The sequence below is a fragment of the Armatimonadota bacterium genome (genome assembly GCA_017993055.1).
Lineage (GTDB): Bacteria > Armatimonadota > UBA5829 > DTJY01 > DTJY01 > JAGONM01.
This window is the reverse complement of sequence record JAGONM010000021.1, coordinates 35732-51438: the sequence shown is the minus strand read 5'-3', so window position 1 is coordinate 51438 and position 15707 is coordinate 35732. Positions and strand designations below refer to the sequence as shown.

Sequence of the window (15707 nt, the reverse complement as noted above, 5' to 3'; positions counted from 1 at the left end):
ATTCTCTTCAGCAGCGAGGGGTACTGGGGGCATAGATGTCGAAAGGCAGCAGCGACAGACTACGTCGGCTTCCGGCCATCGAGAAGCTGGTGAGCGATCCTTCGATGGAATCGCTCCGAGCGTCCATACCTCGATCCGTTCTCCTCCAGGCCGCCCGCTGCATCGTGGATGATCTTCGTGACAGGTCAAGCAGCGGTGAGATGTTGGCGGATTCCGATCTTTCGCTTCAGTCGATCTTGGCCGCTGTGCGTGAAGCGGCCTTGCGGATGGCGCGAAAATCTCTGCGCCGGGCCGTGAATGCGACCGGAATCATCCTGCATACTGGTCTGGGGCGAGCCGTTCTGTCCGATGCCGCTCGGGATGCTGTCATGGAGGTAGCCTCCGGCCACTCAACCCTGGAGATGGACGTCGAATCGGGATCGAGGGGGTCTCGCTCAAGTCACTACTCGGATATGCTGTCGCAACTATGCGGTGCTGAAGCGGCACTCGCCGTCAATAACAACGCCGGCGCAGTGCTTCTCGCCCTCAACACGCTTGCGTTCGACGCAGAGATCATAGTGTCCCGAGGACAGCTTGTCGAGATCGGCGGGTCGTTCCGGATGCCCGAGATAATGTCCCGCGCGGGTGCCAGACTAGTGGAGGTTGGGACGACGAATCGAACCAACATTTCCGACTACGAGCGCGCGATCACAGAGAAGACGGCGGTCCTGCTTCGAGTGCATCCGAGCAACTTTCGTATCGTCGGTTTCGCTCAAGAGGCATCGCTCTCCGAGATCGCTGATCTGGGAAGACGATACGGGATAACGGTGATGGACGACGTCGGCAGCGGGGAGTTGCTCGATCTCTCCTCGTTCGGAATGCACGCCGAGCCACTGGTGGCGGAGAGTCTCGGTGCCGGATCTGACATCGTAACGTTTAGCGGCGATAAACTCATGGGCGGGCCGCAGGCGGGGCTGATCGTAGGCAGGCGAGATCTAGTTGATGCCATGGCCGTCAATCCCTTGGCGCGCGCCCTCAGACTCGACAAACTCGTTCTCGCAGCGCTCGAGGCCACATTACGCCTCTACCTCGAACCCGACACAGTCGCCACCAGTATACCGTCTATCCACTGCATGACTCGACCCTCCGATGAGGTCGCCCGAGAAGCCGCGCAACTGAAGAAGAAGTTGGATTCACTAAGACTGCCTGACGTCTACGCGGAACTCCGAACAGGAAACTCCGAGGTCGGAAGCGGATCTCTGCCGGGTGAGCAGATTCCGACCACGCTCGTGGCGATCATCGCAGCCGACCTCTCCCCCGATGCCATCGCTCTCGCTTTCCGCCACAACGACCCGCCGATATTCGGCAGAGTGGCCGACGGCGCATTTCTCCTCGACCTCCGCACGATCCTCCATGGTGAACTTGACCAGATTGTCTGCGCGGCGTCCGGAGTTTTTCGAAACTGACCTTCTGAGCGAAGGCGCACACACCGATAATTACGATCGGATACTGTCCAGATAAGGAGCGGGGCATTCGGCCTTAACGGCTGATCGTTCCTCTATTCCGCGATTACTGCAAGGAGGATTAGTTTTGAACCGAAATCTATCGGATGATGTTACGCAGAGTATCGCTCCGGAGATCCGTGAATCGGACGCGACTACCGATGCGGCTCTGGGAATGCTGAATCTGCGTTCGGCGAAGCTCGGCGCTCCTGACGGGCACAGTGAACGTGTGGCGAGCTATGCCGTGGCGATGGGAAAGCAGCTTGATCTCAATGACAAGATGCTTCGTAGTCTGCAGCGCGCCGCGGTACTTCACGATATCGGCAAGGTCGGAATCTCGTCATCAATCGTGGATAAACTTGGGAGGTTGACCGACCGAGAGTTCGAGATCATGCGACTGCACTCCACCATTGCGATCCGGATGCTAGAGCAAGTCAACGGACTTGAGGATGCGCTTCCGATGATCAAGCACCACCACGAACGCTTCGACGGGAAGGGATACCCGGATGGACTCGCCGGGCACGAGATTCCACTGGGTGCGCGCATCATAGCGGTGGCCGAAACCTTCGATATACTGGTGTCGGACGTACCGTGGCGTGAAGCTCTCCCGCTGAACAGCGCTGTGCAGGAGGTAAGAGATAACTCGGGTACCCAGTTCGACCCAATTATCGTCGATGCATTCCTAACCGCGCTGAATGCGAACGCCATCCCGATTTCGGGTCAAGCTGCAGGAAACAGAGACGAACCGCTGGAGCACGGCAGGCCGAACTAGCGGGGTCGCGTGTCCTTGACATACCTATTGCACCCCCGTATACTTGACCCTGTGCTCTGCAAAGTTGAACGCAATCGGGGGCGGATTGGGTCTGGTGGCTCGCCTGGTCTTCAAAACCTGTGTGAGGCCTGAAGAGGGTCTCAGGTGGGTTCGATTCCCACACGCTCCCGCCATGTCCCGCGTCACTCTTCACCTATCGTAAAGACGCTTTCCAGATCGTGTTTCGAATAGGTCTGGAAAGCCATGTGTGTCTGGGTTCCCAGGATCGCCGGCATCTTCAGCAGGTGTTCGGTCACGACCGACGCGAGTTGATCGTATTCCTTTACACGCACTACTGCGACGATATCGTAGTCGCCCGAAATTGAATAGACCTCGGCGACGCCCTCGATGTCAGCCAATGCCTGAGCCGTCTCCGGGATGCTCGTTCGATCAGCCCTGATCATCACGATCGCGGTCACCATGTTGGCTATCCTCCCAGCAGGTGTGATGGGTAACTCTACGGGATGTTCCACGTTCTGGGCAGAGTCTCCTGTATAGGTAGGACGCTGCTCAGTAGATTCGGCAAGCGGTCCTTCCACTGGAACGGAATCGCTATTGCATTCTGTGGCGTCTCCTTGTATAATGACAACGATGCGTGGGGGTTTAGCTCAGTTGGGAGAGCGTCACGCTGGCAGCGTGAATGTCAGGGGTTCGAATCCCCTAACCTCCACCATTTTCTTTGATCTCCGATGCTGACAGGATCGTCCAGTGAAGTCGCAGGGATGCATGCATCCAGACAGGTCTTCGACAACCCAACTATCCGGTCCCTGCAGATTTCGCTCTATGCGTTATTCTGCCGCGAAGTTCCTCTCGACCCTCGCTCTGGCCGCTATCCTATCCGGATCGGTCTTCACTCCCAAGACCGCTGCCGGTGTCGAGCCGGCATCGCCGACTCAGACCCTTCTGCCGATGCCGGACGTTCTCATGCTCGTACTCGTTACGAAGGACTTTGATTCCGTTTCATTCGCCTATCCGCGGGCGGTGGAGCAGTCGAAGGCGGAACGGCATCTTGCGAATCTACTTCGCGAGACGGGATGGACTGCAGATCAGATTCGGATAGATCAGGCAAAGATGGCGGATGGCAGCGTGACGACAAGCGTGGAGTTTGTAGCACTCGGTACGGTGAACACTGAGTCGGGCGGTTTTCCCCTGGAGCCGATAATCAAGGCATTCAAGGATCAGAGGTATCTCCAAGTTGAGTTTATGCTCTCGACGCCTTTTCGGTTCCGGGGACTTCAACGGTTCGAAAATGATTACTTGAATATTGCCCTTCACCGTGGCACTAATGCTTATGGGTATAGCGTTCGCATCAAGGACTCCTCGTTTCGCACACTTGGGTTGCCGCTTCTTCAGTCGGATCTCCGTCCTGATGAGAGTAGCGGCATTCGCACGCGCACCCCATTTCTGTATGTGGCCTTGATACTTCTGTTGGGACTGTTATCCGCCGTGCTGGTGTATTTCCTGATCAGGAGAGGGACTGCTGCCGACACCAGCGGCGAGGGCTGAAAGAGAGGGTATTCTCATGGATTTGAGCGAACTTCTGAAGATCGGCGCTAGTCAGACAGCATCCGACCTGTTTCTCAAGGAGAACGCGCCGCCGGTGCTGCGCGTTCACGGCAGGATCAGTCCGATGGATCAGCAGGAGCCTATGACAGCCGAGCAGGTACGAGACCTTGCCTACAGCGTCATGACCCACGACCAGATCGGAAGGTTTGAGAATCGCCATGAGATGGACTTGGCCTTTACCATTCCTGACGTCACTCGCGTCAGGGCGAACATATACCAGCAGCGCGGCAGCATGGGCATGGTCTGCCGGCTCATCCCACTTGATATCTTCTCCCTCGACGACCTAGGCATGCCCCCGGTTCTGAAGGACATGGTGTTGCACAGGCAGGGGTTGATTCTTGTCACGGGCCCGACCGGATCAGGCAAGTCCACCACTCTTGCAGCTATGATAGACCTCATAAACCAGACCCGGCGGTGCAACATCGTCACCGTCGAGGACCCGATCGAGTTCGTTCATCCCGACAAGCTCGGTGTAGTGAACCAGAGAGAGGTCGGCATTGACACCAATTCGTTCACTGAGGCACTGAAATATGTCGTGCGTCAGAGCCCGGATATTATCCTGATAGGTGAGATGCGTGACGTCGAGACAATGAATGTCGCCCTGCAGGCTTCAGAGACCGGGCACCTGGTTCTTTCGACGGTACATACATCGAGCGCGGCGGAGACTCTGGATCGAATCATCAACATGTTCCCGCCTCACGATAAGCCGCAGATATGTCTGAGAATGTCTCAGTCGCTTCGCGGCATCGTCTCCCAAAAGCTGATACCCAAGGCCGATGGACAGGGCCGGATTGCCTCCGTCGAGATAATGATCGCTACTCCCACCATCAGCAAGTTGATCGAGGAAGGGCGGTCCAGTCAGATATACGCAGCGATCACCGAAGGTGGATATTGGGGCATGCAGACTATGAACCAGTGCCTCACGAAATTCTTCAAGGGTGGCCTGATTACGGAAGAGGAAGCGTACATAAATGCGGGCAATCTCACCGAACTGAAACAGATGATCCGGAGGCCCTAACCGTCGGTTGCGCATCCGGCACAACCCCGGCGCCCGACCAGAAGACCGACCGCACGTCCGATGATCTCGAGCACAACTTGGCGGTGCTCTCGGGCTACCGAGGCAACGTCATTGTGCGACAGTGGGGTGGGGGATATTCCTGCGGCGTAGTTCGTGACGATTGCCAGGGTACCGTAACACATCCCCAGTTCTCTCGCCAGCACGACCTCCGGGACACCGGTCATTCCCACAACGTCTGCACCAAGCCGTCTGAGCATCCGCACTTCCGCCGGAGTTTCGTAACGCGGACCCTCCGTGCAGGCGTATACGACCTCCGGAAACTTGTCATGTCCTGCCGCCTCGCACAAGGCATCACGAACTTCGGGGCAGTAGGCGACGCTGAGGTCCAGATGTCTCACTGACTCTCCCGGCACATCCTGAAATGTGCTGGGCCTCTGCCGTGTCAAGTCCAAGAAATCCTTGACTACGGCAAGGCTTCCAGGAGCGAGATCGGGCACAAGGGAGCCGACTGCGGCCGTCGCGATTACGGTATCCACCCCGGCATCTCTTAGCGCCCACATGTTGGCGCGATAGTTTATGAGATGCGGCGGGATATTGAGTTCGGATCCATGCCGGGCGAGCATCAGTGTCCTTGACCCGCCGAATGAGACCTCAGAAAGAAACGCCTCTCCGAACGGGGTTGTAGACACGCGCATTTTGCGATCACTTGCTGGATCTGACAGACCAGTACCAGCGATTACCGCAATCGTCATATCACACCTCCGCATCCCTGAACTAGTGCGCCCAGATGCCGGCTGCCCCTTCTTGGCAGGGGGTACGCGATTATTGTAGAGGAATTCCGGCTAAGGTACAAGCTGCTGCTCGCGGCAAGAACATGTGGCGGGGTTAGATGGAGGTACGTTCACGATTCCCGTCGAATACAGTGTTGTACCACGAATGATCGCCATGCAGTCGCAGGGCAATAACGAATGAACCGCGTCTGTATGATTCGGAGAAGGAAATTGGCGGTAGAAGAGAAGGCAGAGGGCAAGAGGTCGAGTCGTGCCACGAAGAGCCTGGAGGATCTGGCTCTGGCGGGATACGGTGACAGAGAAGGCTGGCATCCCGAAGATTTAAAGATGTTCAGGTTCCTTCGGGAGGTCCTAAACCGCATCGAGATCGCGTACGTCGGCACCTACCCGCCCCAGGAATGCGGAATCGCGACCTTCACCAAAGATGTCGTAACGGCGGTGGCAAAGTACACGCCTTTTTCCGATCCGGCGGTAGTCGCGGTGGGCGGCGACATCGCCATCGAGCAATACCCAAAGAGCGTCAAGTATCATATCGAGAAACACGACCTGCAGTCGTACCTTGATGTGGCCGATCAGATCAACGCCTCAACGATTGATGTGGTCAGCGTGCAGCACGAATACGGCATTTTCGGAGGTCCGGACGGTTCGCATGTCTTGGCATTCATGGACAGGCTGCAGAAGCCTATCGTCACGACTCTGCACACCGTGCTGTCTGACCCCTCGGATGGTCAGCGCCAGGTCATGAACCGCGTCGCGGAACTCTCCGATGCCGTAGTGGTTATGATCAAGGCCGGCCGTGCGATTCTCCTGAACACCTACCGGGCGCGTCCGGAGAAGGTTGTGGTAATTCCTCACGGCGTCCCCAACGTACATCGAGTCAGTTCGGTCTCTGTCAAGAAGGCCCTCGGCATCTCTGACAGGCCGGTTATATCAACCTTTGGACTGATCAGCCGCGGGAAGGGCATCGAGTACGGCATCAAGGCAATGGCGACCGTCGTGGAGGAGAATCCCGACGCCATCTATCTGGTACTTGGCGAGACGCATCCCGGCGTACGTAATCACGAGGGAGAGAGCTATCGTAACGAACTGCTTCAACTCGTGTCGGATTTGCATCTCGAGAAGAACGTTCGCTTCAACAACCGGTATCTGACGCTCGAGGAGTTGATTAACTACTTGGGGGCCACGGATGTCTATCTGACGCCGTATATCAACAGAGATCAGATCACCAGCGGGACTCTCGCCTACGCGATTGGGTGTGGAAAGCCAGTGGTCTCTACGCCGTACCTCTATGCGGAAGAGGTCCTTTCCGAGGGCCGGGGGATACTGGTTGATTTCAAGGATCCTGAGTGCACAGGCTTAGCAATCAACAAGATACTCGCTGACCCGGCATTGCGCGAGCAGATGGAGACGAAGGCTTACAAGTATGGCCGACGCGCGGCATGGTTCAACGTAGCTATAGACTATCTCGACCTCTTTCACAAGTTGTGCGCGCGGTGTAAGCTGGAGATCGCGAATGCCAAACCTGTGGACATCAAGAACATCGAGTCACGAGAGGAACGGGATCAGTGACCACGCACCCACCATTGTCGCTGCGCTATTTGAAGTCCATGACCGACGATACGGGTATCCTGCAGCACGGTGTGTTCTCGATCCCCAACCGACGCTTGGGTTACACTACGGACGATAACGCCCGCGCCCTGCTGGTCGCGGTGAGAGGGTACGAACTTACCCATTCCGCAGACGCGCTGGAACTCGCACGGAAGTACCTCAGTTTCGTTCATCATGCACAGAATCCGCAATACCGGTTCAGCAACATAATGACCTACCAGCGATCATTCCTCGACGCGGACGGTACTGAGGACTGCCTTGGGAGATGCATGTGGGGTTGCGGAGTTGCGGCTTCTGCCCGTATTCCCGAGAGCATGAGCACGGTAGCGAAGAAGATCATCAGGGCTGCTGCTCCGCACGTCGGGGACCTGACCAGCCCTCGCGCGATCGCATACTCCCTGATCGGCCTGTGCGAGTACCTTAGGGTCGAGCATGACGAGGGCATACAGAACCAAGTCCGCGCGCTTGCCGACAGACTCGCTTTTCAGGTCAGAGAGTACTCGGACGACCGGTGGCATTGGTTCGAGCCGTACATGACCTACGGTAATGCCGTGCTCCCACTCAGTATGCTGATGGCGGGAAGTGCCACCGACGACAAAGGGTATCTCGATGTGGGCAGGCGGACTCTTGACTTCCTGATTGAGACCACGGTGGTTGGGGGCCGACTCGAGATCATCGGTAACGACGGTTGGTACCAGAAGGGCGGGGACCGCCCATGGTACGATCAACAGAGCATAGATGCGGGCTACTCGGTACATGCCCTCACCGCCGCTTACTCGATCCTGGACGCACCGGAGTACTTGGATTCGGCGCGTACCAGCTACGACTGGTTCTTCGGCAAGAATCGGTCAGGAAGATCGGTTTACGACCCGGAGACCGGCGGCTGCAGAGACGGGATCAATCCGTCTGGGGTCAACGAGAATCAAGGCGCCGAGGCATGTATCTCGCTGCTACTGGCTCAACTCGCGATGGCAAGACACACGGCTGGACAGCGGGAGACACAGTCAGATAAGAAGGATGGACTGAACGAATGAGCAGTATTCGTTTTCTCGAAGCGATCTTGGGAGGCCCGGTGCTGGCCGACGGCGCGATGGGTACCATGCTGCAACGGCACGGAATGGACGCAGGTGAATGCCCCGAGTTGTGGAATGTCGAGCATCCCGACGCGGTGAAGCATGTGTGCACCGCCTATGTAGAGGCAGGATCGGACATGATTTCCACCAACACCTTCGGGGGCACACGGATCAAACTTGCGTGCTACGGACTGGAGAACCGCGCGGCCGAACTGAACGCCGCCGGCGTATCACTTGCCAGACACGCTGCCGGCGATGAGTGCTTCGTGATGGCGTCTCTGGGACCGACAGGCCAGTTTCTTGAGCCACTGGGGAATCTGCGCTTCGCTGACGTGTCGGATGCCTTTGCCCAAGCGGCGGGCGCTCAGGCCTCTGCCGGCGCTGATGCGATCCTTTTGGAGACCTTCTCCGATCTGGACGAACTCAAAGCGGCTCTCGAGGGCGCGCGGCGCTCCGGACTCCCGTGCCTGTGTACTATGGCGTTCGACACTGGGGGTAGGACTATGATGGGCGTGAAGCCCTCAAGTGCGGCAAGTGAACTGACGTCGGCCGGAGCGGATGGCGTCGGCGCCAACTGCGGCGTCGGTCCCGAGGGCATGCTTCAGGTGATTTCAGAGATTCGCGCCTCGACCGACATACCTGTGATTGCACAGCCGAATGCTGGTCTCCCGAAGGTAATGGGAGGCCAAGTTGTTTACGATGCGACTCCGGCCGAGCTTGCCGGTTTCGCCGTCGAATGTGCACGACTCGGGGTCAACGTAGTCGGGGCCTGCTGCGGAAGTACTCCTGATCATATACGCGAGATGAAGAAGCGTCTCAAGGTCTGAATACCGCCTGCTCTTTGAGGCTTCCTGATGCGCACCCCTCTTTTCAATGAACATATCCGGCTAGGGGCCAGAATGACCGACTTCGCGGGATGGGAGATGCCGCTGCAATACTCCGGCATATCGCATGAGACCCTGTCGGTTCGCTACGCCGTTGGCCTTTTTGACCTGTCGCACATGGGCGAGATACTCATCTCCGGCACCGGCGCACTCGAGGCTTTGCAGAGGATTATGACCAATGACGCCTCGAGACTTTGCGAAGGGCAAGCCCAGTACACTCTACTGTGCGCCGATGATGGCGGCGTGCTCGACGACCTAATACTCTATCGCCTAGAGAGCGACTCCTATCTCGCGGTGGTGAACGCATCCAATGCCGACAACGATTTTCGTTGGATCAGTGCTCACGCGGCGCCTGGCGCTGAAGTGACAAACCGGTCCACCGATACCGCCATAATCGCCGTGCAAGGCCCACGTTCTGAACAGGTTCTCACTGAGTCGGCGGATTTAGATCTTACCCTGATACCCAGGTTTCACGCTCGGTACGGTAAGGTGGGCGCTGTCAAGTGTCTCGCGGCGCGCACAGGTTACACCGGGGAAGACGGGTTCGAACTGCTCTGTGACTGGAACGATGCCTCGACTCTATGGTCACATCTGCTGGACACAGGAAAAGCGTACGGCATGGAACCCGCCGGCCTCGGAGCTCGGGATGTGCTCAGGCTGGAGTTGGCCTATCCGCTTCACGGGCACGAACTCTCGGCGGAGATCACTCCCGTAGAGGCACGCCTGATGTGGGCAGTACATCTCGAGAAGGGCGATTTTCTGGGGCGCACAGCCATTGAGTCGCAGTCTGCTGCAGGCGCCGCAAGGAGACTCGTCGGACTTGAGGTCAATGACAGATGCATTCCACGCCATGCGCAAGTCGTTCTCGCGGACGATGTTCAGGTGGGCATTGTCACCAGTGGGACCTTCTCGCCCACGCTGCAGAAACCAATCGCGCTTGCATACGTTGACCGGAAGTTCGTTCAACCGGGAACCGATCTTGCGATCATGATACGCGACAGGAAGTGCGGTGTTCGCGTGACCGGCACTCCATTCTACAGGCCGAAGCCTATCCATGTCGGGATGCCCGCGCAGGAGGAGGGAGAACTATGAATCCTGATGATCTCAAATACACAGCATCGCACGAGTGGCTCAAGGTCGAGGATGACTTGGCCACGGTCGGAATCACGGAGCACGCTCAATCCGAACTGGGAGACATAGTGTTCATGGAGTTGCCCGACGTCGGGGCGACTGTGCAGAGGGGCGACATGTTCGGAACCATCGAGTCGATCAAGAGTGTTTCCGACATCATCGCACCAGTCAGCGGTGAGATAGTGGAAGTCAACGAGGAACTCACTGAGACCCCCGAGCGGGTCAATGAAAGCCCCTATGCAGCGGGATGGATGGTGATCGTCAAGATGGACGACCCCAGCGAAGTGGAGGACCTGATGTCCTCCGAACAATACGAGAGGTTCATCGAAGGGCATTGAGATCACCATACATACCCAACACCGATTCCGACATCCGCACTATGCTGGAGACGATCGGCCTGGCAGAGGTATCAGATCTCTTCGCTCATATTCCTGGCGATCTCCGCCTCGACAAGGAACTGGACGTACCGGGTCCCATGTCCGAGTTGGAGCTACGCCGTTTCGCCGACGGTCTCAGCCGTGAGAACAGGAACCTCGACGAATGCATCTGTTTTCTCGGAGCAGGTGTCTACGACCACTACATTCCCGCGACTGTGCGTGCCATCACGGCGCGATCGGAGTTCTACACATCGTACACACCTTATCAGCCGGAGATGAGCCAAGGGAACCTGCAGGTCATATTCGAGTTTCAGACTATGATCAGCCAGCTCACCGGAATGGAAGTCTCCAACGCTTCCATGTATGATGGCGCTAGCGCGCTCGCGGAAGCGGCACTCATGGCTGACAATATCACAAGTCGCAACCAATGGCTCGTGTCTCGGTCCGTCCACCCCGCGTATCGCAGGACTATGGAGACATACGCATGGGGTTCCGGCAGCGTCATGAAGGAGACACCCCTCTGTGGGATCGAAACCGATCCGGACGGTATCTCGAGACTCATGAGCGATACCGTGTCGTGCGTCGTCATCCAGTACCCGAACTTCTTCGGATTGGTTGAAGACGTACATCTCATTGAAGAGATCGCACATAGGCATGGGGCGATGCTGGTCGTGTGCGCGGATCCAATCTCCCTGGGACTGCTCAAGCCGCCGGGAGAGTTCAATGCGGATATCTGCGTTGCTGAGGGGCAGTCTCTCGGAGTTCACCCCGGGTACGGAGGACCGCTTCTCGGACTGATGGCATGTAAGAAGGAGCACGTTAGGCAGATGCCCGGCAGACTCGTCGGCGGCACTACGGATGCAAACGGATGCCGCTCCTACACGCTCACTCTTCAGACCCGTGAACAGCACATCCGACGAGAGCGCGCGACTTCCAACATATGCACCAACCAAGCCCTTAACGCTCTCGCCGCGACAGTCTATCTCGCGACGCTGGGACCGGAAGGGCTCCGTAACACCGCCCGTCTCTGCTTCGATAAGTCGCAGTACGCGTCACGACTGGCGTCTGAGTCTGAGGGCTTCGCCATCCCATTCGGATATAGCTTTGTTAAGGAATTTGTGCTTAAGACTAATAAGCCTATTAAGTCGTTGAACGCGGAACTGCTCAAGCGCGGCATCATCGGGGGGCTCGACCTCGGAAGCTTCTACTCCGAGTTGGCGGGGCATATGCTGGTCTGCGTGACAGAGAAACACACGAGAGAGCAGATTGAATACTTTGCAGAGTGTCTCAACGCATGAATGACGAGTGCACGGTTTTCGAACTGAGTTCTCGGGGGCGGACCGGCATAATGCTTCCATCAAGCGACGTCCCTGACACCGACGCCGGAGAAATCCTGGGGGAGAGTGCTCTGCGCGCGGAGCTTCCGCTGCCTGAGCTAAGCCAGGCGGATGTGGTGCGCCACTACACGCGACTTTCTCTTCGTAACTACGGTGTTGATACGGGGTTTTACCCACTCGGCTCCTGTACCATGAAACACAACCCGAAGATTCACGAGAGCCTGGCCGCCTTGTCCGGGTTCAGCATGGTGCATCCGTATCAGGATGATTCGACTTGCCAGGGTATCTTGCGGGTGCTCTTTGAGATGGAGCGGTTCCTTGCGGAGATCGCCGGAATGGATTCCGTAACACTGCAGCCGGCAGCTGGCGCGCAGGGCGAACTCGTCGCTATGATGCTCTTCAAGAAACACTATGAGCGGCTGGGAGACGTCCAGCGTCGAGTAGTTCTCGTCCCTGATTCGTCGCACGGCACGAATCCGGCGACCGCCTCTCGATGCGGTTACGAGGTGGTGAAGATCCCCTCCGGACGTGATGGCTGCGTGGACCTGCAGGCTCTGCGCGAGAGCCTCTCAGACGATACTGCTGCCTTGATGCTCACCAACCCGAATACGCTCGGGCTATTCGAAGTGCGGGTGACGGAGATTGCACGTATGGTTCACGAGGCGGGCGCTTTGCTCTATTGCGATGGTGCCAACATGAATGCCATACTGGGAGTTGCACGTCCGGGGGACATGGGATTCGACGCCATGCATTTCAACCTGCACAAGACGTTCGCCTCACCGCATGGTGGTGGAGGACCCGGGTCCGGCCCTGTCGCCGTAAAGAGCTTTCTCGCACCTTATCTGCCGATCCCAAGGATTGTTCGGCGAGATCAAGGGTTCGTGTTGGAGCAGGAACGACCGCATTCGATCGGCCGCGCCCATGCTTTTCTCGGCAACGTAGGCGTGATCATACGCGCATACCTGTACATCCTCGGTATTGGTGGAGCCGGACTCCGAGCGGTCAGCGAGAATGCGGTCCTGAACGCCAACTACTTGCTTGCGAGGGTGGGGGAGCACTACGATGTACCCTATGGGAATCGCTGTATGCATGAGTTCGTAGCATCAGCGACACGCCAGAAGGTCCGCGGAGTCAGAGCCGCGGATATTGCCAAGCGCCTTATGGATTTCGCGTTCCATCCGCCGACGATCTACTTCCCGCTGATCGTTCCAGAGGCGTTGATGATAGAGCCGACGGAGACCGAGAGCATCGAGACTCTGGATGCCTTTGCGGATGCAATGATTAGTATAGCCCGCGAGGCGGAATCCGACCCGGACATCATCTTGTCAGCGCCTCATTCCAAGATTAGAGTCAGGATTGACGAAGCCCAAGCCGCACGGAAGCTGGAGTTGACATGGCAGCAATCTGGCGACTGATTCGGCAGGGTGATCTCGATGCCGCACTTAACATGGCGGTCGATGAGGCGCTTCTGCTGTCCCATGCGGAAGGCAAGTCTCCACCGACGATCAGGTTCTACGGCTGGGATAGACCCTCCATTTCCCTGGGCTACTTCCAGGATTCCGAGCGCGGCCTCAATCCCGACGCTATTCGAGCTCGCGGCTTGCAGTTAGTACGGAGGCTCACCGGAGGTCGTGCAGTGTTGCACGGGCATGACCTGACCTTCAGCATTGTGGTAGGCTCGGAACTGCTGCCAGCAGACCGTAGAAGTGTGCCGGGCAGCCATTCCTGGCTCATGCAGGGCATTATCGGCGGTCTGAGGGCTATGGGACTGGACGCTCGGCTCGGACGGAGTCAAGCGGCTCCATCGGGCCGCAGCGCAGACTGCTTCGCGCATATCGCCTCATGCGATGTCACGGTCGGCGACCGAAAAGTGGCCGGTTCTGCACAAGCACGCAAGCAGGGGATCATTCTGGAACAGGGATCCATCCCCTTACAGAAGCCCGTAGTCAACCTCGAAGACGTCTTTGGCAGCCCCTCTCCTGAGGCCGGGGAGTCAGCCGTTGTACTCGATAGAGACGCACTTGAGAGTGCGATAGTTGGAAGTTTCGCACACATGCTCGGGGCACCGCCCTTTGACGGAGAGCTCTCGCCGCTGGAAGTAGATAAGGCGCTCTCCTTGCGCTCTGCCAAGTATGACGACCCGGAGTGGACGTTGCGGGCGTATCGCCCTGTTCGTTGACACTGGCGAGTACCCATGTTATACTAACGACGATTGTCTTGGAGGAGGACGAGGATGCCTCGGAAGATTCTGACTGTGGACGACGAGAAGCACATAGTCCGACTGATTCAGGTGAACCTGGAACGGCAAGGCTATGAAGTGGTGACGGCCTATGACGGGCGCGAGGCTCTTGAGAAGGTGGACTCCGAGCGCCCCGATCTCGTCATCCTTGACGTTATGATGCCGTATATGGACGGTTTTGAAGTGCTGCAGAACATGAAACGCAACCCAAGTACGCGTGATATTCCTGTAATAATGCTGACAGCAAAAGCCCAGGACGCGGATGTCTTCAAAGGGTGGCAGTCTGGTGTGGACTGCTATCTGACGAAACCATTTAACCCGATGGAACTGCTGTCCTTCGTCCAGCGCATCTTCAAGTCACTGGACCAGGACGATTTCGGCGGCAAGAGATACGAACTCAAGTAGTCTGCGAACTGGTAAGGACGCGGAGGATAGTGGACGTGGACGCGAATGGACGATTGGCGACTGTGTTGGGGGTGACCGCGGGAGTCGTCGGCGGACTTGTTGTAGGACTATACTTGTTCACGCGAACGCGGAGAGAGCCAGTGCATCCGGTTCGGGACGCACAGGATATCATAGCGCAGTGCCACGCAAAGATACGGGAGATCGAGTCCGGTCTCGGGGTCTTACTTGAGTCACCAGTAGGCTGACATTTGCTGCAGCGACATGACGAAATTATAGGCGCACAAGGGTGAGGGGTTGACACAAGTCTCTCACCCTTTCTTGAGCGAGACGGAACGCCTGATAATGTTTGTTATGTTAACTGCACACTACTCGGGCGGTATCAAGTCCTCGCTGACCGCGGCCTGCTGAAGAACGAACTCGGCAACGAATACTGGGGCCCTTGCTCTGAGTGCGAGGGCTATCGCGTCACTCGGTCTCGCATCTATGTCCAACACGCTGTCACCCTTCGCCACGGAGATCTTCGCGTAGTAGGTCTCGTGCCACAAGTCATCAATGACAACGCGCTCCATCGATCCCCCTAGACGATCAATCAGGCTCTTCATCAGGTCGTGTGTCATTGGGCGGTCCGGAGTGGTACCCTCCAAGGCGAGAGATATTGCATAAGCCTCGTAACGTCCAATCCATATCAGAACCTGGCGGCCCTGATCATCTCGCAGGAGGACGAAGGCTGCGGGCTCCATGCCCTGCTCGAGATGTTCGTAGACACCCATCACCCTGACCTCCTTCTCCTCGAGGTCTCGTGGGACGCGATTCTCTATCTCAGAGCTGAACGACCGGTCCGGGCTTGCGCCGGGGTCCTGATCGCTATCATCCGCGTGAGATCCTTCTTCTCCCTCTGCTTCGGGTTCCTGATCGAAGGGCTGTTCGTCTTCCGTCACGATGCAATCCTCTCACTTCCAGCCGGTCGTATGCGTGGGATGCCCCAC

At 57.4% G+C, this 15707-nt stretch carries 16 protein-coding genes and 2 tRNA genes; 15 read left to right on the top strand and 3 right to left on the bottom strand.

All coding sequences use genetic code 11. From position 1 onward, the window contains the following. The first annotated feature begins 35 nt into the window (after positions 1 to 35). The 3 genes from KBC96_09340 (at position 36) to KBC96_09330 (ending at position 2426) form a co-directional block, all read left to right on the top strand. A complete protein-coding gene (locus KBC96_09340; protein MBP6964596.1) occupies positions 36 to 1445 on the top strand; it encodes an L-seryl-tRNA(Sec) selenium transferase in 1410 nt (469 codons plus the stop codon). A gap of 124 nt (positions 1446 to 1569) precedes the next feature. Next, entirely contained in the window at positions 1570 to 2253 is a 684-nt protein-coding gene (locus KBC96_09335; protein ID MBP6964595.1) for an HD-GYP domain-containing protein, read from the top strand. Positions 2254 to 2329: 76 nt separating this feature from the next. Continuing rightward, positions 2330 to 2426: transfer RNA gene (locus KBC96_09330), tRNA-Sec, on the top strand. A 9-nt stretch (positions 2427 to 2435) separates the two neighbouring features. On the opposite strand, the gene KBC96_09325 is transcribed toward KBC96_09330, so the two are convergent. Continuing rightward, on the bottom strand, positions 2436 to 2714 hold the full coding sequence (locus tag KBC96_09325) for an Lrp/AsnC ligand binding domain-containing protein (protein ID MBP6964594.1): 279 nt from the start codon (positions 2712 to 2714) through the stop codon (positions 2436 to 2438). Between the two features lie 175 nt (positions 2715 to 2889). Between KBC96_09325 and KBC96_09320 the strand changes: the two genes are divergently transcribed. The 3 genes from KBC96_09320 (at position 2890) to KBC96_09310 (ending at position 4876) form a co-directional block, all read left to right on the top strand. Further along, positions 2890 to 2965: transfer RNA gene (locus KBC96_09320), tRNA-Ala, on the top strand. Between the two features lie 251 nt (positions 2966 to 3216). Next, positions 3217 to 3798 (top strand): hypothetical protein, encoded by a 582-nt coding sequence (locus KBC96_09315; protein ID MBP6964593.1) that lies wholly within the window; start codon positions 3217 to 3219, stop codon positions 3796 to 3798. Positions 3799 to 3814: 16 nt separating this feature from the next. After that, positions 3815 to 4876: a type IV pilus twitching motility protein PilT gene (locus KBC96_09310; protein ID MBP6964592.1), complete on the top strand. Its 1062-nt coding sequence runs from the start codon at positions 3815 to 3817 to the stop codon at positions 4874 to 4876. Here the strand turns inward: KBC96_09310 and KBC96_09305 are convergent. Then, positions 4873 to 5628 carry an MTAP family purine nucleoside phosphorylase gene (locus tag KBC96_09305; GenBank protein MBP6964591.1) on the bottom strand — a complete coding sequence of 252 codons (756 nt, stop codon included), beginning with the start codon at positions 5626 to 5628 and terminating at the stop codon, positions 4873 to 4875. The genes KBC96_09310 and KBC96_09305 overlap by 4 nt on opposite strands. Positions 5629 to 5877: 249 nt before the next feature. On the opposite strand from KBC96_09305, the gene KBC96_09300 reads away from it, so the two are divergent. Genes KBC96_09300 through KBC96_09260 form a run of 9 tightly spaced genes read left to right on the top strand, consistent with a single transcriptional unit; the run spans position 5878 to position 14721 of the window. Then, the gene (locus KBC96_09300; protein ID MBP6964590.1) at positions 5878 to 7236 is read left to right on the top strand and encodes a glycosyltransferase family 4 protein; all 1359 of its coding nucleotides are present in this window, start codon (positions 5878 to 5880) and stop codon (positions 7234 to 7236) included. Next, positions 7233 to 8309, top strand: a complete 1077-nt coding sequence (locus KBC96_09295; protein ID MBP6964589.1) for a glycosyltransferase — start codon at positions 7233 to 7235, stop codon at positions 8307 to 8309. The genes KBC96_09300 and KBC96_09295 overlap by 4 nt, the downstream gene beginning before the upstream one ends. After that, a complete protein-coding gene (locus KBC96_09290; GenBank protein ID MBP6964588.1) occupies positions 8306 to 9175 on the top strand; it encodes a homocysteine S-methyltransferase family protein in 870 nt (289 codons plus the stop codon). Before KBC96_09295 ends, KBC96_09290 begins: the two co-directional genes overlap by 4 nt. Positions 9176 to 9202: 27 nt before the next feature. Then, entirely contained in the window at positions 9203 to 10324 is a 1122-nt protein-coding gene (gene gcvT, locus KBC96_09285) for a glycine cleavage system aminomethyltransferase GcvT (GenBank protein MBP6964587.1), read from the top strand. Continuing rightward, positions 10321 to 10701 carry a glycine cleavage system protein GcvH gene (gene gcvH, locus KBC96_09280; GenBank protein ID MBP6964586.1) on the top strand — a complete coding sequence of 127 codons (381 nt, stop codon included), beginning with the start codon at positions 10321 to 10323 and terminating at the stop codon, positions 10699 to 10701. Before gcvT ends, gcvH begins: the two co-directional genes overlap by 4 nt. After that, entirely contained in the window at positions 10611 to 12038 is a 1428-nt protein-coding gene (gene gcvPA / locus KBC96_09275) for an aminomethyl-transferring glycine dehydrogenase subunit GcvPA (GenBank protein ID MBP6964585.1), read from the top strand. Before gcvH ends, gcvPA begins: the two co-directional genes overlap by 91 nt. Next, positions 12035 to 13492, top strand: a complete 1458-nt coding sequence (gene gcvPB / locus KBC96_09270) for an aminomethyl-transferring glycine dehydrogenase subunit GcvPB (protein MBP6964584.1) — start codon at positions 12035 to 12037, stop codon at positions 13490 to 13492. The genes gcvPA and gcvPB overlap by 4 nt, the downstream gene beginning before the upstream one ends. Beyond that, positions 13471 to 14256 (top strand): lipoate--protein ligase family protein, encoded by a 786-nt coding sequence (locus KBC96_09265; protein MBP6964583.1) that lies wholly within the window; start codon positions 13471 to 13473, stop codon positions 14254 to 14256. The genes gcvPB and KBC96_09265 overlap by 22 nt, the downstream gene beginning before the upstream one ends. A 54-nt stretch (positions 14257 to 14310) precedes the next feature. Next, the gene (locus tag KBC96_09260; GenBank protein MBP6964582.1) at positions 14311 to 14721 is read left to right on the top strand and encodes a response regulator; all 411 of its coding nucleotides are present in this window, start codon (positions 14311 to 14313) and stop codon (positions 14719 to 14721) included. Positions 14722 to 15086: 365 nt separating this feature from the next. Here KBC96_09260 and KBC96_09255 read toward each other — a convergent pair whose 3' ends face one another. Then, positions 15087 to 15659, bottom strand: a complete 573-nt coding sequence (locus KBC96_09255) for a bifunctional nuclease family protein (protein MBP6964581.1) — start codon at positions 15657 to 15659, stop codon at positions 15087 to 15089. Between the last annotated feature and the right edge of the window lie 48 nt (positions 15660 to 15707).

What these genes read in the sequence shown, in the direction of transcription:
- KBC96_09340 (MBP6964596.1), top strand. Translation starts at nt 36, where the DNA reads ATGTCGAAAGGCAGCAGCGACAGACTACGTCGGCTTCCGGCCATCGAG.
- KBC96_09325 (MBP6964594.1), bottom strand. Translation starts at nt 2,714, where the DNA reads ATGGTGACCGCGATCGTGATGATCAGGGCTGATCGAACGAGCATCCCG.
- KBC96_09315 (MBP6964593.1), top strand. Translation starts at nt 3,217, where the DNA reads ATGCTCGTACTCGTTACGAAGGACTTTGATTCCGTTTCATTCGCCTAT.
- KBC96_09310 (MBP6964592.1), top strand. Translation starts at nt 3,815, where the DNA reads ATGGATTTGAGCGAACTTCTGAAGATCGGCGCTAGTCAGACAGCATCC.
- KBC96_09305 (MBP6964591.1), bottom strand. Translation starts at nt 5,628, where the DNA reads ATGACGATTGCGGTAATCGCTGGTACTGGTCTGTCAGATCCAGCAAGT.
- KBC96_09290 (MBP6964588.1), top strand. Translation starts at nt 8,306, where the DNA reads ATGAGCAGTATTCGTTTTCTCGAAGCGATCTTGGGAGGCCCGGTGCTG.
- gcvT (MBP6964587.1), top strand. Translation starts at nt 9,203, where the DNA reads ATGCGCACCCCTCTTTTCAATGAACATATCCGGCTAGGGGCCAGAATG.
- gcvH (MBP6964586.1), top strand. Translation starts at nt 10,321, where the DNA reads ATGAATCCTGATGATCTCAAATACACAGCATCGCACGAGTGGCTCAAG.
- gcvPA (MBP6964585.1), top strand. Translation starts at nt 10,611, where the DNA reads ATGGATGGTGATCGTCAAGATGGACGACCCCAGCGAAGTGGAGGACCT.
- gcvPB (MBP6964584.1), top strand. Translation starts at nt 12,035, where the DNA reads ATGAATGACGAGTGCACGGTTTTCGAACTGAGTTCTCGGGGGCGGACC.
- KBC96_09265 (MBP6964583.1), top strand. Translation starts at nt 13,471, where the DNA reads ATGGCAGCAATCTGGCGACTGATTCGGCAGGGTGATCTCGATGCCGCA.
- KBC96_09260 (MBP6964582.1), top strand. Translation starts at nt 14,311, where the DNA reads ATGCCTCGGAAGATTCTGACTGTGGACGACGAGAAGCACATAGTCCGA.